Source organism: Bradyrhizobium sp. SZCCHNR1043, assembly GCF_032489675.1.
Classification (GTDB): Bacteria; Pseudomonadota; Alphaproteobacteria; order Rhizobiales; family Xanthobacteraceae; genus Bradyrhizobium.
In genome coordinates, this window is sequence record NZ_JAUEYN010000009.1 from 113,498 (window position 1) to 136,672 (window position 23,175).

A 23,175-nucleotide genomic window follows, 5' to 3' on the forward strand; every position below is an offset into this window, starting at 1 on the left:
CCTTGACGACGTAGGTCGATTGGCGAACGATCGGCGCAGCCTCCTCTGAGGCTGGACACCGCGAACTCCCGTCATCCTCAGATCGCCTTGATCTTGAAGAACGCGAACACGACCATCTTGAGCAGCATCCAGCCGTGGCGGAAGCGGGAGATCTGGGTCTCGCCATAGCTGCGCGCGGCGTAGCGGATCGGCAGGTCGATCGATTTCAGGTTCAGCTTGGAGGCGCCGAAGATCAGGTCGAAATCGCCGAACGGATCGAAATCGCCGAAATAGGCCTTACCGGCCTTGAGCCTGACATAGTCGCTGCGGCGGAGCACCTTGGTGCCGCAGAGCGTATCGGTGTAGCGCTGGTTCAAGAGCCACGAGAACAGATAGGAGAAGGTCTTGTTGGCGATGAGGTTGAGGAAGCGCATCGCGCCCTCGTCCATCGGATAGACCAGGCGCGAGCCGTTGATGAACTCGCCCTTGCCCGAGCGCAGCGCCTCGAAGAACTTCGGCAACTGCTCCGGCGGCATGGTGAGGTCGGCGTCCAGAATCATCAGCACGTCGCCGCGTGCCGCGTCGAAGGCCGTGAACACCGCGTCGGCCTTGCCCTTGCCGGGTTGGCGCATCAGCTTGATGTCGTGGTCCGGGAACGCCTGGCGCACCCGCTCCATCTCCTCATAGGTGCCGTCCCTGCTGTGGCCCTCGATGAAGATGATCTCGATGTCCGGGCAGAACGCGGCGATGCGCTGCACCGCGGGCTCGATGTTGCCGCGCTCGTTGCGCGCGGGGATCACGACGGTCGCCGAGCGGACGTCGTCGCTCACGCAGCGGAGCGAGCGCGACACCAGATAGTGCCGCAGCGACAAGGCGCGTAGAATCGGGAGCACGCTGAGGAAGCGGTTGGCGAAACGGCCGAGGCCGTAGAGCCGCAGCGGCGACAGCACGCGCTGCTCGGATTTCACCGGATCGAAATCGGCAAGCTGCGCGAGATTGCGCAGGTCGGCCGGCGACAGCACGTTCTGCTCCGGCTGCGGCATCCGCAGGCCCAGTGCCTCCGCAGCCTTCAGCAGCGGATACCAGAGGTGCGAGAAGTAGCCGATGACGAGGCGCGTCTCGCGCGTGCACAAGGGGTGCAACTGCTCGATGAACTGCTGGCAGTCGTCGAGCGAACCGATGGTGTCGAGCACCAGAATGACGTCGAACGGGCCGGTGGCGGCGGCGAGCGTGGCCGGATCCTCCGCGTCGCCCAGAATGAAGGTCAGCTCAGGATGCCGGCTGCGGGCGATCTTGATCTGCTTTTCGCTGAAGTCGATGCCGACGCCGTAGGACGGCGCGAGCGATGCCAGGGTGTCGCCGAGGCCGCAGCCGATCTCGAGCACGCGACTGCCCGGCGGGATCAGGAAGCGCAGATAGCACGCGTCCTCGCTGTGAAAGAACGCCGCCTTGTCGCGCCAGCCGGCGCGCGCATCGGCGAAATCGTTGGCATGGTCGAGGATGGCTGCCTTGCGCGGTGACAGCGCCTTCGTTGCCGGCGACAGGGTTGCGGCAACCTGCGACCGCTCGCGTTCGTCCTGCCGGACCTGCTCGTCCAACTCCGCCACCTGATACCACCCCTGTTAGGAACTACGTCCTTCTAGGCCAGCCCGGTTGGGCGGAGTCAAGGCGGCGGCAGAGAAGTCCTGCGCTCTGTTGGCATCGTGGCGCCCCCGCTCTGACGCGCGACGGAAACGAGCAGACATCGGCCAGCCACATTGAGGCCGCCGCGATCGTTCGCGCCGCATACCTCCGATCTTTGCATCTCATTCGCGCTCGCAACTAAGCGGGCGCGGGAAGACCGGTGACGCTGGACCGTCGTTGCCAGGTTGGCGCCGGCACCAACGGCTTGAGCGCCCGCGCGCCTGCCTTCGCGGGGCACGGAAGCACCTGACGAGCCCGCAGTCGCGCCCCCTCCTATCAACAGCTGCGCTCACCGTCCGCAGCAGAATTTGTATTTCTTGCCGCTACCGCACGGGCATGGATCATTGCGGCCGACCTTCGCGGTGGCGGCCGCCCGCTTCGGCTGAGTGACGACGGCTCGCGCGTCACCCTCGACGAAGCGCCAGGCGCCGTCGTCGTCGCGGCGAAACTGTGAGACCTCGTGGTGCTCGATGGTCTTGCCGGCCTCGCGATAGGTTGCGACGAAGCTGACGACGCCATCGGCGTCGCCGGGCTGGCCGCGGACCGACGAGACGATGCGCAGGCCGAGCCATGTCGCGCGCGTCGCCCAGGTTCTCGCCGCGGCGGCATCGAACGCGCTGCGACGGTCGGCGGCGAGCGTCGATTCGATGTAGCCGATGTCGCCGCGCGTATAGGCCGTATAGCGCGAGCGCATCAGAGCTTCGGCCGTCGGCGGGCGATCATCACCTTGGAGATAGCGACCGCAACAACGATCGTAGGGAAAGCCTGAGCCGCAGGGACATTGCATGAGACGACGACGGAGCTCCACATTCGAGGTCCTACCATAGCGCGCCGCGAGGCCGAGGCCCCGAGCGTTCGTCCATTGAACAAGAAGGGCGTCACTTGCGGTTGTGACTGCAAAGACGCAGTTCTCGGTTGGCGATCATCCGATATGTGAACGAGGACCCGGCACCGTTTCGAAACCGGCGAATCCGTGTTAACCATTGGCTAAGAACAAGGGTGTTGGGCGCACGGCTGACCGGCCCGGCCCCGCGCGGACCAGAACCTTCCGGGCGCCGCCTCATTACGTGGCGCTTGTGACCGCAAGCCCTCCGCATCATCGGCGGATCAGGGCGCGTGAGACGCCAACGATTTCTTCGCGCGACGCCAGCCCGGCCGCAAGAACGAAAGCCCGCCTCGAGGCGGGCCGCTGCTCGATTCCCGATCAAACGTGCACCCGATGCCGGCGCGAGACGCGCTGCGTGCAAACGCAGAGTCGTGCCCATCACCACCGATTGGAGCAGCCCCGATGGCTGATGAGTCCGTAGTCGCATCCATCATTCCCTGGCAGCAGCCGAAGACGGCCAAGCCGCGTCCGAAGCGGGCAAAGGTGGTCAAGCCGCGTCCGCGTCCCCGAGCCGACAAGGCGGAGAAGGCCAAGACGGCGGCGCTCGACGACGAGATGCTGGCCTCCGAGACGCTGATCATGCCGGACTTCCTGGAGTTCGTGAACGAGCCGGCTAAGAGCCGGGCGGCGGCCGAGCCGGCACGGACGGAGGCCGCCGCGAGCGCGGCCGCCGCGGCGATCCCCGCAGCAACCGCGCCGACGACAATGACACCGCGGGAAACGCCCGCGGTGATCGAGGGCGAGGTCGTTCCGGCCGCCGCGCCGGTCACTCCGGCCAAGGTCGCACGCGGGCGCCTCACCGCTTCGTCGATCCTGCTGCAACTCGCCGCGCTGGCGCTGGCGGCGGTCGGCATGGCCATGAACGGCTGGTTCGCGCATTCGCTCGGCTCGAACAGCACGGCCGGCTGGATGTTTCTCGCGGTCGGCGTGACCGCCGACCTCGTCGCGCTGGTGATGCCGAGCTGCGCCGCGCGGCTGTGGCAGGGGCGCCATCGCGCCTCGGCACTGACCGGCTGGACGGTGTGGCTGATGACCTTCGTGTTCGCGGTCACCGCCGGCATCGGCTTCGCCTCGACCAACATCAGCGACGTCACCTTGGCGCGCGCCTCGCGGGTGACGCCCGCGGTGCAGGCCGCACAGACGGCGCTTGCGGATGCCATGACCGCGCGCGACCGCGAGTGCAAGGGCGGCGTCGGCAAGTTCTGTCGGGAGCGCGAGGCCGCCGTCGCCGAGCGCCGGCTGGCGCTGGACGCGGCGATGTCCACGGTCAGCCAGACCGCCGATCCGCAAACCGAGGCCGCGATCAAGCTGGTGGCCTGGGTGTCGCGCGGCGTGGTGAAGCCCTCCGCCGAGGACTTCATCATGCTCCGCCTGATCCTGCTGGCGCTGCTGCCGCAGATCGGCGGCATCCTGCTGATGGTCGGGCGGAGGGTGTGAGAACCTTTTTCGCCACCTGCGAATTTCGTTGCGGGGGCGGCTCAGCGCCTGTTGCGGCCGCGTGACCCCTGCGCACGATGCGCGGCGCGCCACGCGCTCTCGAGCACGGGGCGCAGGCAAGCGGCGTCGACATCGGCCAGCGACACGGTGGTCCAGCCCTGATCACCCCATTTGTTCGGGACCCGGCGAAACACGCCGGGCAGCAGACCGGCATAGTGCTCCTGCTCGTCGGGGGTGAGCAGGACGTTGGCGGATGCGCCATCGGCGGCCAAGGTCGCAAATGTCCGGTGCAGCTTGAATGCGGTGCGATCGAAGTGAGGCGCCTCGGTCGTTCCGGCGAGCGACAAAGCGAGAGCACGAAATTCGTCACCGGTCATCTCGACGCGCCTCGTGCGATCATATTCGAACGATAGGACTAGCACCGGCCATGGCGGCCCGCCATGCGGGGCGCACTGCCGCCCTGCACGCGAACGTGATGCCCGGCACCCCGGGGCCTTGATGCATGTCAAAACTATACGACGCCGTTTCTATATGGCTTGCCGCAGGATGGATCAGAGGAGAGCGGCCATGCCGGCACAGAGCACGATGCAGGTCTACCTGAACTGGGCCAGGGAGCGCCTCCACGAGATGGATGCCGCGCTGGCTTCGCTCGAAATCAAGGCGACCGAGGCCGAAGCGGCATCGAAGGCCAAGGCGCAGGAGATCATGGCGGACCTGAAGAAGCGCCGCGGCGATCTCGAGGCCCTGCTCAAGACGCAAGCCGAAGCCGGCGAAGCCGCGATGGCCAGCGCGAAGACCGAGCTGGACGCGCACTGGGCCGGATTCGAGGCGCAGATGAAGGCCTATTTCGACGCCGCCGGCAAGCAGGCCGCGCAGCAGCAGGCGACCTTCAAGGACATCGCCGCCGCGCAGGCAAAGGCGTGGCGGGAGTCGGCCGACAGGTTTCGCGAGGCGGCGGCCAAGGTGACGACGGTCGGCACCACCGATCTCGACGCCGTGCTGAAGCAGCTCAAATCCGACGCGGCGGAGGCCGGCGCCCATCTCGAGAAGCTGAAGCAGACCGGCAGCGAATCCTGGTCGGTGCTCAGCGCCGCCCTGAGCGAATCCCGCAAGGCGTTCGACCAGGCCAACCAGGCGGCCTGGAATGCGTTGAAGGGGCCGGGCGCGAAGAGCTGAGGGCATGCGCTACCGACGATTGCTGCAGCCAACGCTGGTGGCCTGCCCCATCAGCGGCCGATCGGGTCGGACATGCCAGCGATAAGGGCAACGACCGTTAGGGACTGAGTTCAGCTCCCTTTCGGTCCATTTCGTTGCGGCGCTCCGCTGACGCCCGGACTGATCGCGAGCGTGGTGCCCGCGGCACCTCCCGCTTCATAGGCCGTCGTCGACACCATCCGGCTCGTGCTGCGCGCCGACCGCAGCTTCAGATCGAGCTTGCCGAATTCGGCATCGACCACCGAGGTCTTGAGCACGACCAGGCCGCGACCGCTGCTCTGGTTGACTTGGTCCCGGGCCGCCTTCATCGCCACCAGTCGGTCGGCGATCGACACCACCATGCCGAGCGCGAAGGAGGCGTTGGCGAGATGCCGGTCCTGGTGCCGGAACCGGCGGTACTCGGCCGAGGCCTTGTAGCGGCCGAGCTCGGCGCGCACGGCGTTGTCGATCAATTCCGCCAGATAATGCGCAACCTCGACATCCGCGGGGAGACCGAAGAACACATAGCTCGCCTCGCCGGCCGGGTTCTTCTCGCGCCAGACCCGGCAATCGCAGAAATGCGCGATCGCGCCGATGCAGTCGTCGAGCGGAATGCGCTTCTTGCGATGGGTCTCGTAGACCTTGCGCTCGCACGCCGATGCCCGCAGCTCGAGGTCCGACAGCGACAGGTCGTGGCGATCGAGCAGCTCGGCGACCTTGGCGGCCGCGGACAGCGCCTCGTCCTCGGTGCAGCCATTGGCGATTGTCTTCGCGCGCAAAGCCTGAATGCGGGATTTCAGCTTGTCGAGCGCAACAGGATCGGAGGCGGCAGGATCGAACGTCTGGCTCACCGCTCAAGGCCCATGACAAGCCCCGCCGGGAGGTGGCCGAGGGAGGAACTGGCGGAGAGGGAGGGATTCGAACCCCCGATAGGCTTGCACCTATGCCGCATTTCGAGTGCGGTGCATTCAACCACTCTGCCACCTCTCCAGGCGCAAATCAGGGGCGAGCCCCCGGGTCGGGCGTCGTTCTAGGGCACGATGCAGGGGGTGACAAGGCAGCCGGCCGAATTTTTCCCCGGACCGTCGCGCGGCGCGCGCAGGCCGGTTGCGGTCCGCTCGGGGAAGCGAACCGCTCGCGCGGGTCAGTCGGCTATACCGCCCGACCCGCGCGTCCCGAAGGCCCGAGACTGACGCGTGGGCCCTTCGAACACCGTCGACACTGGTGCAGTCAGCGGAACAGGTCGAAATGGTAGTTCACGCCGGCCCGCACCGTGTGGATCTTGGCTGCCCGCCAGTCCAGCAGACCGTCGTGCTTGAGGTCGGTGTAGAGATATTCGAGCTTGGCCGACCATTTCGGCAGGAACGCCCATTCGGCACCGCCGCCCGCGGTCCATCCCATCTTCACCTTGTGGATCGGACCGTCCTTCAGCTCGCCGGCCGCGAGGCCCGCAGTGCCGTACAGAAACAGCCGCTGGTCGAGCAGCGCGACGCCGGCGCGGGCGCGGCCGGAGGTCAGCCAGGGCGCACTGATGGCGGGATTGACCAGGTCGCCCTTGCGCGACAGGCCGGTGAAGCCGAGGTCGTTCTCGATGCCGACCACGACGAGCGGCGAGAGCTGGTAGTTGTAGCCGGCCTGCAGACCGCCAATGACCCCGGACAGCTTGCCGCCATTGCCGCTCGCAGCATTGGCGAACCCATCATTGCCGGTGAAGGCACCGCCGACATTGGCGCCGGCATAGAAGCCGGTCCAGGAGAACGGCGCCGGCGCAGCCGCATAGGCCGGCGCCTTGTACGCGGTCGCCGGCAGGTCCGCCGCCCGCGCCCCGCCGCAGGCCAGCGCGGTCACCGCCAGGGCGGCCAGCCAAGATCTCGCGCCTCTGATCGTCATCTGTACATACTCCGTTGGGCGCGAGCGCGCCGTCAAAATCCCACCCCATTTGGGATGTCTTCTTATAAACCGACTAGACGGTTTGTAAATATGGACTGGCATCATGCCGAGGATTTTTTGGTCGTTGCAGGCCGCGATGGCTGGCGGAGGTCGAAAAGGACAAAGGACAAGCAAGAGGGTGGGACCGCCGTACGCTGACACATACCGGCGGTCCCGTGTCGCTACATCTTGGGGAAACCGACGGAAGAGACGGGGGTCAATCCGGCCGGCCTGAGCGACGCCGGCGACCCTGGGCCATCTGCGCGTGCATCGCAATGTGAACCGTTCCTTAACCTAACCAGTCAAGGTTACCGGGTTTCAGGCCATCCGATTGGTTGCACAGCGGTTTTTCGCACGTCTTGGACCGGGGAGGCACCCCGCTGCAACGCAGCATCGCTCCCTCCGGGCCGCCGAGAGACACGGTGGTGCGGCCGCGCCGACGCTCAATCCTTCTTCTTGGCCGCCTTCTTGTCGTCGCCCTTCTCGTCCTTCGACTTGTCATCCTTGTCCTTGCGACCGTTCTCCTTGCGACGGTTGGTGAAGCGGGCATTACCCAGCCCGGTGCCGATGGTCAGCACGCCCCAGCGCTCGAACTCCTGCATGTACGGCACCTCGGACAGGCCCTGGACGACGCCGTCATTGTGCATCAGCACCGCGGTGTCGTGATCACCGATCATCGGGATCGCTTCGACCAGGCTGGCCGGAAGATTGAACTTGCTGCTCTCCCAATTGCCCGGCAGGTTCTGCGCACCCTTCTCGATCGAGCCGTCCTCGCTGATCACGCCGGGACAGGCAATGCCGATGAACGGCGCGAGCCTGAGCCCCTCGGTATCGGCCTCCTCGATTAGGCCCTTCAGCATCTTGGCGAGCCGCTTGACGGCGCCTTCCCGCGTCGGCTCGTCATCGGCATGGCGCCACAGATCGGACTTCCAGACCGACGCCTTGGACAGGTCCGGCGCCTTCTTCCGGGCGGTCTCGACGACGCCGCAGCGGATGTTGGTGCCGCCGATGTCGACCGCGAGGATGCTGTCATGGGCCTCGAAGATCCACGACGGCGCCAGATGCAGCGCGCCGATCAGCCCGGCATCGTCGGGATGGTAGCGGATCGGCTCCAACTCGACGCCGAAGCCCTCGTCCTTGAGGATGATCTCGGTGCGCGCGATGGCGAGCTCGCCGAGCCGGGAATCCCGAAAGCCACCGCCGACCACGATGCATTCGGTCTTGGCCCAGGCCTTGGTGCGCAGGAAGCGCCGGGTCACATAAGCGAGCTCCTGGGCGAATTCCTCGATCGCCGAATGCACCACCGCCGAAGCCTCGGTGTCGTCGCCGACCAGGATTGCGTCCAGTGCCTTCTTGCTGATGGTGTCGCTGTCCTCGTCACCGAACGGGTCCTTGTCGGATTTGCGCAACGGCTTGCGCCAGCGCTCGAGGATCTTGCGGAACGCGCCCTTGGAGGCGCGATCGCCGAGGAAGCCATCTTCGTCCTTGAGTTCGATGTTGAAGCTGTCGATCTCGACCGACGGCAGCCGCGCCGCGCCGTGGCGGGCGATGCCCGTGGTGGTCATGACGTCGTCGGCCATCGGATCCCTGCCGTGCTGTGCGTTGGCCCGAACAACGGCGCAGGCGACAGTTTGGTTGCGGCGGGAGAGGCGAATGGCGAATAGGGAGAAGCGAATAGGGATCGAGGTTGGCCGCCACCTGCGTTCCCTACTCGCGCTACTCCCTATTCGCCCCTTTCCCTTGACTCGTCAGCCGACCCGGCTATAAGCACCCGATCGACCGGCGCGGGTGTTCTCGCGCCGTTTGTCGTTGCGCGTATCCGGCGGGTGTTGAGCCCAAGGGCGCGACGCCGGTCCCGATCGGGCCGGACTTCATGAACCATAACGACTGAACAAGAAGCCGACCCGGGGCCATGGTGCTTCGAGGCCGGGATCGAACACGAAGGATGAGAACGATGTTCGCAGTCATCAAGACCGGCGGCAAGCAATACCGCGTCGCCCCGGATGATGTGCTCGAGATTGGCAAGATCGACGGTGAGCCCGGTACGATCGTGCAGCTGAACGAAGTGCTGGTGGTCGGTGGCGACACCCCGGTGCTGGGCGTGCCCGCCGTGGCCGGTGCGTCCGTGGCCGTCGAGGTGCTCGACCACAAGCGCGGCCCCAAGGTCATCGCGTTCAAGAAGCGCCGCCGCAAGAATTCGCGCCGCAAGCGCGGCTACCGGGACGAGCTGACGCTGATCCGCGTCAGCGAAATCCTGACCGGCAACGCCAAGCCGACCAAGGGCCCGCGGCCGAAGAAGGCCAAGGCGGAAGTCCTGGCGGCCGACGCCGCCGAGTAAGCGTGCCGGCGCGATTGCCGCGCCGCATTGGCTTGAACCCTCATCGCGCGGATTTTTCGTCCGCGCCCAGCAAATGTGAATGATCCCTTGGCGGAATCGCGCTAAAGGTGATCGCGAGATCGGAGACGAGCGATGGCTCATAAAAAGGCAGGCGGTTCATCCCGCAACGGACGCGACTCCAAGGGCAAGCGCCTCGGCATCAAGGCGTTCGGCGGCGAGCGCGTGATTCCCGGCAACATCATTGCGCGTCAGCGCGGCACGACCTGGCACCCCGGCCTCAACGTCGGCATGGGCACGGACCACACCCTGTTCGCCAAGATCGAGGGCGTCGTCGAGTTCCATGACCGGGCCAACCGCACGTTCATTTCGGTGCGGCCGGTAGCCGCCCAGGCTGCCGAATAGAATAACGGTGGAACAACATGCGTCCGCCGGGTCCTGATGAACCGGCGGAGCGCCAGATGGCTCCAGGGGAGGCGGGACAACCGGCCTCCCCTTTTCTTTTTCGCTGATCAGTTGATCCCGAAGCGTCGATGGAGCCCGACATGCTGCAGGACATCACGACTCCCACCTTGCGCGAGGCGAGACCTTGCGTCCTCGAGACCCCCCGGCTGACGCTGCGTGCGCCGGTGCTCGCGGACGTGACTGCCATCGCCCGGCTCGCCGACGACCGTGTTATCGCCGAGAACACCCGCCGCCTGCCGCACCCATATTCAGAGGTCGATGCCGCTCGCTTCGTTCGCGCGCTGGAACAGACGGGTGAGACCGCCTTCCTGATCGAGCATCTGGACACGCCGATCGGCATGGTCGGGATCAATCGACCAGCAACGGGCCGCGCCGAGCTCGGCTACTGGCTGGGCGTTGCGCATTGGGGCCGCGGCTTCGGCACCGAAGCCGCGCGCGCCGCAATCGACCATTTCTTCGAGACGAGCGAGGACAATTTGCTGATCGGGCACGCCCGCGTCAGCAACCCAGCCTCGCGCAACATCCTGGAAAAGTGCGGCTTCCAATGGACCGGCGTCGAACTGCACCGCTTCGAGGTGATCGGCTCCTCCGCCCCGGTCGACGCCTTCCGCCTCACCCGCGGCGTCTGGTCCTCGCTGAAGGCCTGGGCCAATGCGGGACGGCGGAACTAGGCCGGGCCACCCTCCCCCTCCAGGGGAGGGTGGCATCTCAGGCCGGCGGATTCACCGCACCCTGTCCCTGCCCCAGGCTTCGTTCCCGCAAGTAGATGTACAGCCCCGCGCCGATGATGATGGTGGCGCCGACGATCGTCGCGGGATGCGGCACGTCGCCGAACACGACGAAGCCGAACAGCACGGCCCAGACGATCATCGTGTACTGATAGGGCACGACCACTGAGGCCGGCGCGAGCTTCAGCGAGCGGTTGACGCAGAACAGCGCGGTCACCGAGATGATGCCGGCGGCCGCGAACATCACCAGGCTGCCGGGCGTCGGCGTCACCCAGCCGAACGAGGACATCGCCGCGCCGAGCAGGAAGGTCCCGACGAATTGCGACGACGCCATCACGATGTCCGGCGTTGCGCGCAGGCTGCGCGTGATCAGCATCAGCACCGCGAACGACAGACTGCCGCCGAGCGCAATCAGGGCCGGCAGGCTGAAGGTCTGCGCCGAGGGCCGCAGCGCGATCAGCACGCCGCAGAAGCCGATCAGGATCGCGGTCCAGCGTCGCCAGCCGACATGCTCGCGCAGCACCAGCGCCGACAGCGCGGTGACGAAGATGGGACCTGCGAGATAGTAGGTGATGACGTCGGCAAGCGGCAGATAGACGGTGGCGAGAAAGAACGCCGCGACCTCGAGCGTCGACAGGATCACGCGCACCAGCTGTAGCCAGGGACGCTCGAGCTGCAGAAAGGCGGCTCGGTTGCGCCAGATGAACGGCGCGAGCAGCAGCAGCGCCGCGCAGGCACGCAGCCACAGCAGCTGGCCGACGGCGTAGGTCGACACCAGGAACTTGCCCAGGGCATCGCCGAACGAGAACATCGCGATCGACAGCAGCATCAGGCCGATGCCGGCCAGCCGCGCCGATCGTACATCGTTTTGGACGGAGATCCGGGAGAGGAGGGTCATTGCGCAATGGGCTGGTTGTTCTGGCTGAAGCCCGGGTGCGATATGGTCGCGGTATCCCGGCCTTCACTTCTTCATCGGCTCGTTTAGGAGTCGTGAGCGCGCGCGACAAGCCCTTGGCGGGAAGATGCGCAAACACAGGCGCCGATCACAAGATCACGATTGAGCGAGCCGGGGTTCCGGCGCACCACACTCGCCCGGCCTCATACTGCAGCTTCTTTTCGATCCGGTTCTTCAGCCTGCGATTTTGCTGAACCATTCGGGCGCTCGGCAAAACCCATCATATGCAGTTGCATTTGGGACGAGGCGCTCCAAATCTGACGCGCGATGGCGGCTTTAGAAGCGGTTCGAGTATCTGGTCATGCCAACGCAGCATATCCCCATACCCACATTCGTCGGCAGCAGGGCAGCGCCGGCACCGCATCGCTTGAACCCGCGCGACATCTCGGCTGGCCGCCGCGTCATGAAACAGGGCGTGCGCCCGTTTCGAGTCCGATATGAGCAGTGATGCGGAGGGCAAGAACGAGCTGGATCTCCGGGCGGAACCGCCCGCGATGGGGAATGCTGCGGCAAGTCTGGTGCTGCAGCAGACCGTGGTGCTGTTGGTCGATGTGGTCGAATCCGTGCGCCTGATGAGCGCGCATGAGGCTGCTACCGTTCAGCGCTGGACCGAACTCATCCGCCTGATCGCGTCGGAAATATTGCCCCGGCATCAGGGCACTCTTGTGAAAAGCCTTGGCGACGGCTTGCTTGCTCGTTTCGAGACCGTCAGGGATGCCGTGAATGCCGTTGCCGAGATGCATCGAGCGGCGGCTGCGCAGAACGCCGGGCTCCCGGAGGATCGACATCTTCACTTGCGTGCGGGCATCAACGCCGCAATGGCTTGGAGCGATGGCGTCGACATCTACGGGACCGGCGTCAACCTTGCGGCACGGCTGGCAACTCTGGCCGGACCCGGCGAGACGATCGCAAGCGCATCGGCGCAGGAGGAGCTGGCTGCCGCTCTGGCTAGCCTCGCCAGCCCAGGCGAGACGATCGGGAGCGCCGCCGCGCGTGACGAATTGACGCATGGCGTCGACGCGGTCTGCGAAGATCTCGGCAACTGCGTTTTGAAGCACTTTGACAGGCCGGTTCGAGCATACCGCGTCGGTCCGCCGGGGCCGCAGCCGACCATCGCCGGGAGGCGCGACTACGGAGCGGCGATGCAGCCGAGCATTGCCGTGATTCCATTCGCAGCCCGAACCGAGGCGCCTGGGCTCGTGGACGTCGGCAACCTGATCGCCGACGGCGTGATCTGGCGCCTGTCGAAGTCTGCGAATCTCAAGGTGATCTCGCGGCTTTCGACCGCCGTGTTCCGCGGTCGGACCAGCGACCTTGGCCAGGTCTCGGCGCATCTGGGTGCGGCCTACGTCCTCAGTGGAGCCTATGTGGCCAACGGCAGCCAGATCATGGTGACTGCTGAGCTCTCCGCCGCCCGCGACGATCAGGTGATCTGGACGGATCGGCTCAGCGGATCCGTCGAGGATTTGCTTCGGCCCGAAAGCGAGATGGCCGATCGCATCGCACGAGCCGTACACTTCGCCGTGTTCGACGCCGAGGTCGACCATATCCTGACCCAGCCGCTGCCGACGCTCGAGAGCTACTCGCTCCTGCTCGGCGCAATCAAGCTCATGCACAGGTCCACCAGGGAAGAGTTTCTCCAGACACGCAATATCCTCGAGGAGCTGATCAACCGGCACGGCCGTATTGCGGCCCCGCGCGCCTGGCTCGGCCACTGGTACATCCTGCGACTGACACGAGGCTGGTCCGAGGACCGCACCCGCGACGCAGCCGAGGCCCTGGCGACGACCCATGCCGCGCTTGATCGCGACCCGTCCGACGCGCTCGCGCTCGCAGCCGAGGGGTTCGTCTACTGTCATCTGTTCAAGGACCTCGACATGGCGCGCAGGCGTTGCGAGGCGGCCGTCCTCGCAAACCCCAGCCACGCGCTCGGCTGGCTGTTCCTTGGGACGGTCGACGCATTCAAGGGTGACGGTGCCGCTGCAGTGCACGAGACCCAGCGCGCCATGGAGCTCTCGCCGCTTGATCCGATGCGCTATTACTTCGAGTCGCTCAGCGCGACGGCTGCACTTTCCGCTCATGACTATGCCACCGCTGAAAGACTTGCGCGCTCATCGCTGGCACTCAACCGCATGCACCCCTCGACGTGGCGAGCCTTGACCATTGCGCTCGTGCTGCAGGGCCGAATGGAGGAGGCCCGATCGACACTAGCGAAGGTGCGGGAGGTCGACCCGACGCTGACGGTCGAAACCTATCTTGCCCGCATGCCGAACGCTCAGCTCGAAACCGGTCGGGAATGGGCGCGCTGTCTGGCGTTAGCCGGCCTGCCATCCGGTAACGGCAACTCCAAGCGGCATTGAGGACGAAAAGGATCCGGGCGTGTGAACTGGTCGACAGCTGAGTGAGTATCGCCCGGCGAACTGCAACTGAAAGGACGACCCTACCATTGTGAGCTGACTCAATCATAGGAGGCGGACATGGGCCAACTGGGCGGCGCAGGTGGTGCCGGCGGAGCGGGCGGAGCGGGCGGAGCAGGCGGCGCGGGTGGTGCTGGAGGCGCCGGCGGAGCAGGCGGCGCGGGTGGTGCTGGAGGCGCCGGCGGAGCAGGCGGCGCGGGTGGCGTCGGCGGCGCGGGCGGTGCCGTACTCGGCACGCTTGGCGATGTCTATGCCAATCCGGTGATGGTCGATGCATTGATCCATGTGCGCGAGGGCAGCATCGTCACCGAAAAACCGCTCGTGCTTTATGAGCCGGCGCTCCCGGTCATCGATGACCCCGCCCAAATGGAGCGCTGGGAGGCGTGGGTTCGCGCCTATGTTGCTATCGGAGAGATGCTGCAAGGCATCACCTTCCAGGGCATCACGGCAAACTCTCAACCGTCAAGCTCTGACGCCTTCCAGATATGGTCGTCCGTATCCGGACAGAGATCGCTGATCGCCGAAATTCAGCGGCCGGCACAAACCACCTTCGAACAGCAGATCCCCCTGGTCCTCAGTTGGGCCGAACTGCGCAACGAGCGCGCCACGGAAATCCTGGCGCAGATCGATCCGCAGTTCGCTTTCTGGGCATCGATCGTCTACCTCCATGCCGAGCGGACGCGGCGCACATTCGAACTCATCAACATGGTGCTGCAATTTTGCGTCTACGTGGAGATGCGCGTCAAGCACGCGCTGGGCTGCTACCGTCCGGTCGAATACAACGCCGAGGTCCAGCCGATGATCACGACCCCGGGGCATGGAAGCTTCCCGATGGGGCACGCGACGCAGACCTATGCGGTCACCTACGTGTTGAAGCAGTTGCTGAAGCTTGATCCGACGCGGCACAAATGGGTCATCGATCAGCTCGATCGCGTGTGTGCCCGGATCACGACCAACCGCGTCATCGCCGGCGTCCACTTTCCGGCTGACAGCATGGCGGGACGCATGCTGGGCGTCGCCCTGGGCGAGTACTTTGTCGGGCGTTGCAATGGGAACGAGACGAGCCAGCCCTTCATGAAGCGGACCTTCCTTGCGGCAGGAATCGACCAATACCCGACGACGGATTTCAATCCGTTCAACACCACGATCGTCCCGGCCCAGGATCTCGACCAGGGTCCGTTCTACTTCTCGCAATCTGCCGGCGTGAACGTCACCCAGTCCCCTCTGATGCATCACGTCTGGTGTGAGGCTCAAGCGGAGTGGAAGGGCAGATTTGGCGTTCCGAGCTACCCATAATTCATGCGGAGAGCGAGCCATGGCCGAGCCCGGGGCGCCCAAGAGCTATCCGAGATGCTTCGATCCCTATCTCCGATACGCGATCTCGACGGAATTCAAGAACTTCGAGGAAAACCTCCAGGAAAAATGGGATCGTTTCGACGATGACAAATACAGGCTCCTGCTCCTGATCGAGCTGAAAGAGGCTGGAACGGCCGCAGATTTCGCGAAAGTGGCGGGCCAGCTGGAACCAACCCAGCCCGAGTTCGCCACGACAAAGTACGGCATCGAACTCGCGCCTTATGCGGCAGACTCGCGGTACCTGACGATGCGCTGCCGCGCGAGTGCGGTGCTGGATAGCGCATTGCACGAGTCCGTCTGGGGCAATTATGTCAACCGGGTCGCGTTATCCTTGCCGGTCAAACCGTCATCTCCCAAGTCATTCCAAAAGAGTGCGCCCATCCGCCACCGCTTCAAGGAAGGTAAGGAGGCGCCAGGACCGCTTCTGATCGGCATGCTGGACGATGGCTGCCCGTTTTCTGCGGCGCGCTTCCTAAGAACCAGCGGCCCACTGAGCACGCGGGTCCGAGCCATCTGGGATCAGAACCAGAATAAGCAGCCGGTCGCGATCGGAACGCGCAAGTTCGGAATGGAGCTCACCGACTTTGCCTACGGTCTCGAGTACCGACGCGATTTCGCCGCCGGCATAGAGCCGCAGCAGATCGGACTCGACGATTGGATCTCGCTGCACGCGACAGCTACCGATGGCGTCGACGAGGATGGCTGTTACGCAGCCGCCGGGTTCACGACCCTCGCACGCCGGGACTCGCATGGGGGCCATGTCATGGACGTCCTGGCGGGGCCTGTTCCGATTTCCTCTCGTATCGGCCCGTCGAAACCAGGCAAGGACCGCCGCGATCCGCCGAGTTGGACACCTGGTCGCCCCTCGACTGATCCTGCGTGCGACGCTGACGTCGTGTTCGTGCAATTCTCCGATGAATGTATCCGGGATGCGACTGGCGTGTGGCTGAAGACCTATGTCGTCCAGGGCATCCAGTACATTCTGTCGTTTGCAGACCCGGTCAAGACCAGGAACGTGATCATCAGCCTCAGCTACGGTCCGACCACCGGACCGCATGACGGCACGGCAGAACTCGAGAGCGCCTTGTCGGCTCTGGTTGCTGAATACAACGGCAAGAACAACAAGCCGAAGCTCGACATCGTGCTCTCCGCCGGCAACGCCTATCTCAGCGACGGTCACGTCGTCTTCACCAGCGACAGCGAGCAGCCCGAGCACGTCGAATGGATCTGGCGTTTGCCGCCGGACAATACCGTGCTGGTCTTTGCAGAGATCTGGATGGAGGACGATGAGGCCCAGGGAGTCACCGTCACCTTGACGTCGCCGAGCGGCAAAGTTCAGCTGACATCAGGCTGTGCTGTCATCGGAACAACGCTTCCGAAGCCGGGCGGCACCACCCCTCAGCTGATCGGCCCGATCGTCTGGGGCAAAGACAGGATGTGGCTGCTCGAAGTCGGCCCGACCGTGGTGAGGCCAGAAGATCAGGCCAGCAACGAGCACGGCGACTGGACCATCAAGGTCGACGGCATTCCCGAAAACGCCGAAATGCACGCCTATGTGGCGCGCACCGATCCGAACATGGGCGCGCGCACGGGGGCCAAGCGCTCGCATTTTGTCGATTCCAACTGGGAGCAAACCCGGTCGGCTGGGGCCAGTTGCACGCGCATCGACGGGGAGTTCGATCGGACCGGATCGCTGTTGGATCGGTTTGGGACGCTGAACGGGATCGCAACCGGCAAGAAGCACCGGGTCCATGTTGCAGGCGGGTACGTGGTGGCGGATGGCCGCAAGACGCCTTATTCATCGGCGGGCCGGCCCCGCGGCGGCCACCGCATCGGTCCGGATTACGTGCTGCCCTGTGACGAAGACAACGCCCTCACCGGAATCCGTGCCGGGGGTAACCGGAGCGGCGCCGTCCTGCGCCTGATCGGGACGAGCACTGCGGCTCCGCAACTCGCGCGCCAATTTGCGAGATTGCGCGGCGGCTTGGCTTTGCCTCAGCCCACCGCCGTCCCGTCCCCGAACGACATCGCGGAGATCGCAAAGAGGGGCGGCGGCGATCTCGAGCCGCCGTAGCGGCAGGTCGTCGCGGTGCTGCGCGAGCGGCCTTCGGCCCTGACCGGGGCGGGAATCTTGCGCTTTTCCGCGCGATCCGCGGCGGTTTGAGTTGCCCCGGAGGCCCGCCTCGCCTACCTAGAGCCCTATGAAATTCCTCGATGAAGCCAAGGTCTATGTGCGCTCCGGCGACGGCGGCAACGGTTGCGTTGCGTTCCGGCGCGAGAAGTTCATCGAGTTCGGCGGCCCGAACGGCGGCAATGGCGGCCGCGGCGGCGACGTCGTCATCGAGGCCGTCGACGGCCTCAACACCCTGATCGACTACCGCTACCAGCAGCATTTCAAGGCCCAGAGGGGCGGAAACGGGTCCGGCAAGGACTGTCATGGCGCCGGCGGCAAGTCGGTGGTGCTCAAGGTTCCAGTCGGCACCCAGATCTTCGACGAGGACCGGGAGACGCTGATCCACGACTTTACCGCGGTCGGCGAGCGCTTCGTGCTGGCCCAGGGCGGCAATGGCGGCTTTGGCAACGCGCATTTCAAGTCGCCGACCAACCGGGCGCCGCGCAACGCCAATCCCGGCCAGCCCGGCGAGGAGCGCTGGATCTGGCTGCGCATGAAGCTGATCGCCGATGCCGGCCTGGTCGGCCTGCCCAATGCCGGCAAGTCGACCTTCCTGTCCAAGGTCTCGGCCGCCAAGCCGAAGATCGCCGACTATCCGTTCACCACGCTCCATCCACAGCTCGGCGTCGTGAACGCCGACGGCCGCGAGTTCGTGCTGGCCGACATTCCCGGCCTGATCGAGGGCGCGCATGAGGGCGCCGGCCTCGGCGACCGTTTCCTCGGCCATGTCGAGCGCTGCCGTGTGCTGCTGCACCTGGTCGACGCCACCTGCGAGCATGCCGGCAAGGCCTACAAGACGGTGCGGCACGAGCTGGAAGCCTATGGCGGCGAGCTGACCGACAAGGTGGAGATCGTCGCGCTGAACAAGATCGATGCGGTCGACCCGGACGAGCTGAAGAAGCAGAGGGACCGGCTGAAGCGCGCCGCCAAGAAGACGCCGCTGTTGATCTCCGGCGCCACCGGCGAGGGCGTCAAGGAAGCGCTGCGCAAGCTCGCCGACGTGGTCGGCGAACAGCCGGTGTCCCTCAAGGCCAAGAGCACGACCGAGAGCGCGGCGACCGAGGAGCCATGGGCGGCCCCAACGTCACCGCAGGGCTGAACTGAAGCCAACCTTGCCTCGCAGGCCCTCGCTTGCGACACTCGCCGCCATCCATCAACACTTGAGCCCCGTCCCGTGGGACCGCGTGTCAGCCACGCACCTCTCATCACGATGCGAGGGCTCGAACCGACCCTGTTCACGCCATGGCACCCCGTCTCGAAAATTTCCGCCGCATCGTCGTCAAGGTCGGCTCGTCGCTGCTGGTCGATTCCGAGGCCGGCGAGGTGCGCGCCTCCTGGCTCACAGCGCTGGCCGCCGACATCGCCAGGCTGCACAGCCGCGGCTGCGAGCTGCTGGTCGTGTCCTCAGGCTCGATCGCGCTCGGCCGCAGCCGGTTGAAACTGCCGCGCGGACCGCTGAAGCTGGAGGAGAGCCAGGCGGCCGCCGCGGTCGGCCAGATCGCGCTGGCGCGGACCTGGTCGGAGGTGCTCGGTGCTCATGGCGTCAGTGCCGGCCAGATCCTGGTGACGCTGCAGGACACCGAGGAGCGCCGGCGCTATCTCAACGCCCGTTCGACCATCGCCAAGCTCCTGGAATGGCGCGCAGTGCCGGTCATCAATGAGAACGACACGGTCGCGACCGCCGAGATCCGCTATGGCGACAATGACCGCCTCGCCGCTCGCGTGGCCACCATGGCGAGCGCCGATCTGCTGGTGCTGCTGTCGGATATCGACGGCCTCTACACCGCGCCGCCCGCGCAGGATCCGAACGCACGGCTGATCCCCGTGGTCGAGAGCATCACTGCCGACATCGAGGCGATGGCCGGCAGCGCCGCCTCGGAGTTCTCACGCGGCGGCATGCGCACCAAGATCGAGGCCGCCAAGATCGCCACCACCGGCGGCACCCACATGCTGATTGCGTCCGGCAAGATCGAGCACCCGCTGCGGGCGATCGCCGATGGCGGCCGCTGCACCTGGTTCCTGACGCCAGCGAACCCGGTCACCGCGCGAAAACGCTGGATCGCGGGCTCGCTGGAGCCGAAGGGCACGCTGACGATCGATGCCGGCGCAGTGACCGCACTGCGCGCCGGAAAGAGCCTGCTGCCGGCCGGCGTCATCCGTGTCGACGGCCAGTTCGCCCGCGGCGATGCCGTCGTGGTGCGCGGCCCCGACACCCATGAGATCGGCCGCGGCCTCGTCGCCTACGACGCCGATGATGCCGAGCGGATCAAGGGTCGCTCGTCGCCGGACGTGGCCATCATCCTCGGCGTCTCCGGCCGCGCCGAGATGATTCATCGCGACGACCTGGTGATCGGCCCGGCGGGCGCCGGCCCAGCCTGAGGCCAAGGCACCGGCGTTCGCAAACGGCCTCGTTCCGTGCTACTGGAGAGCCTTAATTCGAGGTTGAAAAGCCCATGACCGCGCCTTTGAAAGCCATCGACGGCAGCGCCGATCTGCCCGCCCTGATGAACGACCTCGCCAAGCGCGCCCGTGCGGCCGCCCGCGTGCTGTCGCTGGCGCCGGCCGAGCAGAAGAACCGCGCGCTGGAGGCGATGGAGCGGCGGATCCGCGCCCGCACTGAAGCGATCATCGCCGCCAATGCCGAGGACGTTGCCGAGGCCAAGGCGGCCGGCATGACCTCGTCCTTCCTCGATCGCCTCACCCTGACCCCGGCCCGCGTCGCCGCGATGGCCGACGGCATCGCCGTGGTACGCGGCGTCGCCGATCCGGTTGGCGTCGTGACCGAGAGCTGGCAGCGGCCGAATGGGATGACCATCGAGCGCGTACGGGTGCCGCTCGGCGTCATTGCCGTGATCTTCGAAAGTCGTCCCAATGTGGCGGCCGATGCCGGCGTGCTGTGCCTGAAGTCCGGCAATGCGGTGATCCTGCGCGGCGGCTCGGACTCATTCCGCTCCTGCCGCGCCATCCATGAATGTCTCGTCGATGGCCTGCGCGAAGCCGGCCTGCCGGAGGCCGCGATCACGCTGGTGCCGACGCGCGATCGCGCCGCGGTCGGGCTGCTGCTGTCGGGCCTGAACGGCGGCGTCGACGTCATCGTGCCGCGCGGCGGCAAGAGCCTGGTTGCGCGCGTCGAGGCGGAGGCGCGCGTGCCGGTGTTCGCCCATCTCGAAGGTGTCAATCACGTCTATGTCGATGGCGCCGCCGATCTCGAGATGGCCAAGTCGATCGTGCTGAACGCGAAGATGCGACGCACCGGCGTCTGCGGCGCCGCAGAGACGCTGCTGGTCGATCGCGCCAGCGCCGACAAGATCAAGCCGCTGGTCGACATGCTGATTGGCGCCGGCTGCGAGGTGCGGGGCGACGATGCGGTGCGGGCGGCCGATGCGCGGGTGAAGCCGGCCAGCAACGAGGATTGGGACACCGAATATCTCGACGCGATCATCGCCGCCAAGGTCGTCGACGGCGTGGAGGGCGCGATCGCCCACATCCACGCGCACGGCTCGCACCACACCGACGCGATCGTCACCGACGACAACGCCGCGGCCGACAAGTTCCTCAACGAGGTCGACTCGGCCATCGTCTTGCACAATGCCTCGACCCAGTTCGCCGACGGCGGCGAGTTCGGTTTTGGCGCCGAGATCGGCATCGCCACGGGCAAGTTCCATGCGCGCGGGCCGGTCGGGGTCGAGCAGCTGACGAGCTTCAAATACCGCATTCACGGCAGTGGTCAGACGCGGCCATGACCGCCGCATCCTGTGGTTGAGCTACACGAGCAGCAGGCGGGGGCCGCCGTGACCGACGCCACAGCCATGCGGCCTGCGATCCGCCAGGCGCTGCCGCCCTACAGCGACGGCATGCGCATCGGCCTGCTCGGCGGCTCGTTCAACCCGCCGCACCAGGCGCATCGCGCGATCAGCCTGTTCGCGCTGAAGCGGCTGCAGCTCGACCGTGTCTGGTGGCTGGTGACACCGGGCAATCCGCTCAAGAACAATGGCGGGCTGCATGCGCTGACCGAGCGAGCCGAGGCGGCGCGGAAAGTGGCCGCCGATCCGCGCATCGAGATCAGCTGTCTCGAATCCGTCATTGGCACCCGCTACACTGCCGACACGATCGATTATCTGCGCCGGCGCGCCTCCCGCCTGCGCTTCGTGTGGATCATGGGAGCCGACAATCTCGCGCAGTTCCATCGCTGGCAAAAGTGGCAGCACATCGCGGCCCAGGTTCCCATGGCCGTGGTCGACCGCCCGCCGCGCAGCTTCCGCGCCCTGAACGCACCCGCCGCACGCGCCCTGGCGCGGTATCGCATTCCCGAAGCGCAGGCCAGCCGTCTCGCCGACAGCGCCGCGCCAGCCTGGGTCTACCTCACCGGCCTCAAGCTCAGCCTGTCGTCGACGGGCCTGAGGAACCCGGACGGCAGTTGGAAGTCGTTCTGAACGGCCGCGCTCGCTGTCGCGCGGCATCGGATGTGCATGGAACTTGCCGTCCCGTTACGGTCCGAAGCGGGGCGGCCGGTCGAGAATGTCGGGCCGGGCAGTCGGGGCACTGGATTGTTGAAACCGTTAACCCCACATGCCTAGTATGGTCAGCAGGCCGGGTTGGATTCGGCCTGCGATACAGTGAAAGGAATGGTCCCTGACCACATCTGTATTGTCCCAGTCGGCCTTACCCAAGACGAAGGCAACGACGACCAAGTCGGCCACTGCCAAGTCAGCGCGTAAGACGTCGACCCGAGATGCGGCCTTGCAGGCGCAACCCGACGCCGACAAGACCCTGCGCACCATCCTCTCCCGCCTCGAAGACATGAAGGCGGAGGAGACGGTCACGATCAATCTTCACGGCAAATCGGCGTATTCCGACTACATGGTCATCACCACGGGCCGCTCGAACCGGCACGTCGGGTCGATCGCGGAAAACGTCGCCAAGGGCCTGAAGGAAGCCGGCACCAAGAAACTCCACATCGAGGGCCTGCCCAATTGCGATTGGGTGCTGATCGATTCCGGCGACGTGATCGTGCACGTGTTCAGACCCGAGGTTCGCGAGTTCTACAATCTCGAGCGATTGTGGACTCAAGGGCCGAACCCGGCGAAGACGGTCTAGGCGGTCCCACGCCGCGCCGGATGCGAATCGTGCGGCGCACGTGCTAGTCCGTGCGCATGCGCCTGATCGTGGTCGCCATCGGCCGGTTGAAGCAGGGTCCCGAGCGGGAGCTCGCGGAGCGCTACCGCGGGCGTTTTGATGACATCGGCCGCAAGCTCGGCTTTCGCGGCCTCGACATTCATGAGATTCCGGAAAGCCGCGCCCGCGACGCGGCAACGCGCATCGCCGAGGAGGCCGCCGCGATGTCGGCGGCAATCCCGGACAAGTCCGTGCTCGTGTGTCTCGACGAGCGTGGCCAGAACGTCGACAGCACAACCTTTGCGGGTTATCTCGGCCGCTGGCGGGACGAAGGCATTCCGGCCGCCGTCTTCGCAATCGGCGGCGCCGACGGACTTTCGCCCGAATTACGGCGCAGAGCCAAGCTTGGGGTTGCGTTCGGCGCTGCGACCTGGCCGCACCAGATCGTCCGCGTCCTGCTGCTCGAGCAGATTTACCGTACTGCTACGATCCTCGCTGGTCACCCCTATCACCGCGCTTGAAT

At 66.0% G+C, this 23,175-nt stretch carries 21 protein-coding genes and 1 tRNA gene; 14 read left to right on the plus strand and 8 right to left on the minus strand.

The genetic code is table 11. The features are described from left to right. Window positions 1-77: 77 nt before the first annotated feature. Complete coding sequence (locus tag QX039_RS17055) at window positions 78-1,586, minus strand: bifunctional class I SAM-dependent methyltransferase/glycosyltransferase family 2 protein (RefSeq protein ID WP_315740824.1); 1,509 nt, start codon at window positions 1,584-1,586, stop codon at window positions 78-80. A gap of 365 nt (window positions 1,587-1,951) precedes the next feature. Continuing rightward, window positions 1,952-2,449 (minus strand): YchJ family protein, encoded by a 498-nt coding sequence (locus QX039_RS17060; protein WP_315770675.1) that lies wholly within the window; start codon window positions 2,447-2,449, stop codon window positions 1,952-1,954. 501 nt (window positions 2,450-2,950) lie between these two features. Here QX039_RS17060 and QX039_RS17065 point away from each other — a divergent pair. Continuing rightward, window positions 2,951-3,985: a hypothetical protein gene (locus tag QX039_RS17065; RefSeq protein WP_315770535.1), complete on the plus strand. Its 1,035-nt coding sequence runs from the start codon at window positions 2,951-2,953 to the stop codon at window positions 3,983-3,985. A 41-nt stretch (window positions 3,986-4,026) separates the two neighbouring features. Here the strand turns inward: QX039_RS17065 and QX039_RS17070 are convergent, their stop codons facing one another. Next, a complete protein-coding gene (locus QX039_RS17070) occupies window positions 4,027-4,362 on the minus strand; it encodes an MmcQ/YjbR family DNA-binding protein (protein ID WP_315740827.1) in 336 nt (111 codons plus the stop codon). 190 nt (window positions 4,363-4,552) lie between these two features. On the opposite strand from QX039_RS17070, the gene QX039_RS17075 reads away from it, so the two are divergent. Further along, the gene (locus QX039_RS17075) at window positions 4,553-5,161 is read left to right on the plus strand and encodes a hypothetical protein (protein WP_315740828.1); all 609 of its coding nucleotides are present in this window, start codon (window positions 4,553-4,555) and stop codon (window positions 5,159-5,161) included. Between the two features lie 110 nt (window positions 5,162-5,271). Here QX039_RS17075 and QX039_RS17080 read toward each other — a convergent pair whose 3' ends face one another. The 4 genes from QX039_RS17080 to QX039_RS17095 form a co-directional block, all read right to left on the minus strand. Next, window positions 5,272-6,030, minus strand: coding sequence for a DUF2786 domain-containing protein (locus QX039_RS17080; protein ID WP_315740829.1), 759 nt, complete (start codon window positions 6,028-6,030; stop codon window positions 5,272-5,274). Between the two features lie 49 nt (window positions 6,031-6,079). Beyond that, window positions 6,080-6,169, minus strand: a tRNA-Ser gene (locus QX039_RS17085). Window positions 6,170-6,409: 240 nt separating this feature from the next. After that, window positions 6,410-7,069, minus strand: coding sequence for an outer membrane protein (locus QX039_RS17090; protein WP_315740830.1), 660 nt, complete (start codon window positions 7,067-7,069; stop codon window positions 6,410-6,412). 482 nt (window positions 7,070-7,551) lie between these two features. After that, the gene (locus QX039_RS17095; protein ID WP_315740831.1) at window positions 7,552-8,688 is read right to left on the minus strand and encodes an ROK family protein; all 1,137 of its coding nucleotides are present in this window, start codon (window positions 8,686-8,688) and stop codon (window positions 7,552-7,554) included. A gap of 374 nt (window positions 8,689-9,062) precedes the next feature. Between QX039_RS17095 and rplU the strand changes: the two genes are divergently transcribed. The 3 genes from rplU (at window position 9,063) to QX039_RS17110 (ending at window position 10,579) form a co-directional block, all read left to right on the plus strand. Beyond that, window positions 9,063-9,446, plus strand: a complete 384-nt coding sequence (gene rplU / locus QX039_RS17100) for a 50S ribosomal protein L21 (protein WP_315740832.1) — start codon at window positions 9,063-9,065, stop codon at window positions 9,444-9,446. A gap of 132 nt (window positions 9,447-9,578) precedes the next feature. Then, window positions 9,579-9,848, plus strand: coding sequence for a 50S ribosomal protein L27 (rpmA, locus tag QX039_RS17105; protein ID WP_008961804.1), 270 nt, complete (start codon window positions 9,579-9,581; stop codon window positions 9,846-9,848). A 140-nt stretch (window positions 9,849-9,988) separates the two neighbouring features. Further along, the gene (locus QX039_RS17110) at window positions 9,989-10,579 is read left to right on the plus strand and encodes a GNAT family N-acetyltransferase (protein WP_315740833.1); all 591 of its coding nucleotides are present in this window, start codon (window positions 9,989-9,991) and stop codon (window positions 10,577-10,579) included. Between the two features lie 37 nt (window positions 10,580-10,616). Here QX039_RS17110 and QX039_RS17115 read toward each other — a convergent pair whose 3' ends face one another. After that, window positions 10,617-11,534, minus strand: a complete 918-nt coding sequence (locus QX039_RS17115; RefSeq protein ID WP_315740834.1) for a DMT family transporter — start codon at window positions 11,532-11,534, stop codon at window positions 10,617-10,619. A gap of 494 nt (window positions 11,535-12,028) precedes the next feature. Between QX039_RS17115 and QX039_RS17120 the strand changes: the two genes are divergently transcribed. The 9 genes from QX039_RS17120 (at window position 12,029) to rlmH (ending at window position 23,173) form a co-directional block, all read left to right on the plus strand. Beyond that, window positions 12,029-13,951 carry an adenylate/guanylate cyclase domain-containing protein gene (locus QX039_RS17120; RefSeq protein WP_315757165.1) on the plus strand — a complete coding sequence of 641 codons (1,923 nt, stop codon included), beginning with the start codon at window positions 12,029-12,031 and terminating at the stop codon, window positions 13,949-13,951. A gap of 117 nt (window positions 13,952-14,068) precedes the next feature. Continuing rightward, a complete protein-coding gene (locus QX039_RS17125; RefSeq protein ID WP_315770537.1) occupies window positions 14,069-15,304 on the plus strand; it encodes a phosphatase PAP2 family protein in 1,236 nt (411 codons plus the stop codon). 19 nt (window positions 15,305-15,323) lie between these two features. Further along, window positions 15,324-17,438: a hypothetical protein gene (locus QX039_RS17130; RefSeq protein WP_315740733.1), complete on the plus strand. Its 2,115-nt coding sequence runs from the start codon at window positions 15,324-15,326 to the stop codon at window positions 17,436-17,438. A 127-nt stretch (window positions 17,439-17,565) separates the two neighbouring features. Further along, window positions 17,566-18,636 carry a GTPase ObgE gene (obgE, locus tag QX039_RS17135; protein ID WP_315740732.1) on the plus strand — a complete coding sequence of 357 codons (1,071 nt, stop codon included), beginning with the start codon at window positions 17,566-17,568 and terminating at the stop codon, window positions 18,634-18,636. Between the two features lie 143 nt (window positions 18,637-18,779). Beyond that, a complete protein-coding gene (gene proB / locus QX039_RS17140; protein WP_315740731.1) occupies window positions 18,780-19,916 on the plus strand; it encodes a glutamate 5-kinase in 1,137 nt (378 codons plus the stop codon). A 74-nt stretch (window positions 19,917-19,990) separates the two neighbouring features. After that, window positions 19,991-21,280, plus strand: a complete 1,290-nt coding sequence (locus tag QX039_RS17145; protein ID WP_315740730.1) for a glutamate-5-semialdehyde dehydrogenase — start codon at window positions 19,991-19,993, stop codon at window positions 21,278-21,280. Window positions 21,281-21,346: 66 nt separating this feature from the next. Further along, complete coding sequence (locus QX039_RS17150) at window positions 21,347-21,970, plus strand: nicotinate-nucleotide adenylyltransferase (RefSeq protein WP_315740744.1); 624 nt, start codon at window positions 21,347-21,349, stop codon at window positions 21,968-21,970. Window positions 21,971-22,277: 307 nt separating this feature from the next. Further along, window positions 22,278-22,634 carry a ribosome silencing factor gene (gene rsfS, locus QX039_RS17155; protein ID WP_315740729.1) on the plus strand — a complete coding sequence of 119 codons (357 nt, stop codon included), beginning with the start codon at window positions 22,278-22,280 and terminating at the stop codon, window positions 22,632-22,634. Between the two features lie 56 nt (window positions 22,635-22,690). Then, window positions 22,691-23,173 carry a 23S rRNA (pseudouridine(1915)-N(3))-methyltransferase RlmH gene (rlmH, locus tag QX039_RS17160; protein ID WP_315740728.1) on the plus strand — a complete coding sequence of 161 codons (483 nt, stop codon included), beginning with the start codon at window positions 22,691-22,693 and terminating at the stop codon, window positions 23,171-23,173. Window positions 23,174-23,175: the final 2 nt, after the last annotated feature.

What these genes read in the sequence shown, in the direction of transcription:
- QX039_RS17075 (WP_315740828.1), top strand. Translation starts at nt 4,553, where the DNA reads ATGCCGGCACAGAGCACGATGCAGGTCTACCTGAACTGGGCCAGGGAG.
- QX039_RS17090 (WP_315740830.1), bottom strand. Translation starts at nt 7,069, where the DNA reads ATGACGATCAGAGGCGCGAGATCTTGGCTGGCCGCCCTGGCGGTGACC.
- QX039_RS17110 (WP_315740833.1), top strand. Translation starts at nt 9,989, where the DNA reads ATGCTGCAGGACATCACGACTCCCACCTTGCGCGAGGCGAGACCTTGC.
- QX039_RS17065 (WP_315770535.1), top strand. Translation starts at nt 2,951, where the DNA reads ATGGCTGATGAGTCCGTAGTCGCATCCATCATTCCCTGGCAGCAGCCG.
- QX039_RS17120 (WP_315757165.1), top strand. Translation starts at nt 12,029, where the DNA reads ATGAGCAGTGATGCGGAGGGCAAGAACGAGCTGGATCTCCGGGCGGAA.
- QX039_RS17060 (WP_315770675.1), bottom strand. Translation starts at nt 2,449, where the DNA reads ATGCAATGTCCCTGCGGCTCAGGCTTTCCCTACGATCGTTGTTGCGGT.
- rpmA (WP_008961804.1), top strand. Translation starts at nt 9,579, where the DNA reads ATGGCTCATAAAAAGGCAGGCGGTTCATCCCGCAACGGACGCGACTCC.
- rlmH (WP_315740728.1), top strand. Translation starts at nt 22,691, where the DNA reads ATGCGCCTGATCGTGGTCGCCATCGGCCGGTTGAAGCAGGGTCCCGAG.
- QX039_RS17070 (WP_315740827.1), bottom strand. Translation starts at nt 4,362, where the DNA reads ATGACCGGTGACGAATTTCGTGCTCTCGCTTTGTCGCTCGCCGGAACG.
- QX039_RS17145 (WP_315740730.1), top strand. Translation starts at nt 19,991, where the DNA reads ATGACCGCGCCTTTGAAAGCCATCGACGGCAGCGCCGATCTGCCCGCC.
- QX039_RS17115 (WP_315740834.1), bottom strand. Translation starts at nt 11,534, where the DNA reads ATGACCCTCCTCTCCCGGATCTCCGTCCAAAACGATGTACGATCGGCG.
- QX039_RS17130 (WP_315740733.1), top strand. Translation starts at nt 15,324, where the DNA reads ATGGCCGAGCCCGGGGCGCCCAAGAGCTATCCGAGATGCTTCGATCCC.
- QX039_RS17150 (WP_315740744.1), top strand. Translation starts at nt 21,347, where the DNA reads ATGCGGCCTGCGATCCGCCAGGCGCTGCCGCCCTACAGCGACGGCATG.
- rplU (WP_315740832.1), top strand. Translation starts at nt 9,063, where the DNA reads ATGTTCGCAGTCATCAAGACCGGCGGCAAGCAATACCGCGTCGCCCCG.
- QX039_RS17125 (WP_315770537.1), top strand. Translation starts at nt 14,069, where the DNA reads ATGGGCCAACTGGGCGGCGCAGGTGGTGCCGGCGGAGCGGGCGGAGCG.
- QX039_RS17095 (WP_315740831.1), bottom strand. Translation starts at nt 8,688, where the DNA reads ATGGCCGACGACGTCATGACCACCACGGGCATCGCCCGCCACGGCGCG.
- obgE (WP_315740732.1), top strand. Translation starts at nt 17,566, where the DNA reads ATGAAATTCCTCGATGAAGCCAAGGTCTATGTGCGCTCCGGCGACGGC.
- proB (WP_315740731.1), top strand. Translation starts at nt 18,780, where the DNA reads ATGGCACCCCGTCTCGAAAATTTCCGCCGCATCGTCGTCAAGGTCGGC.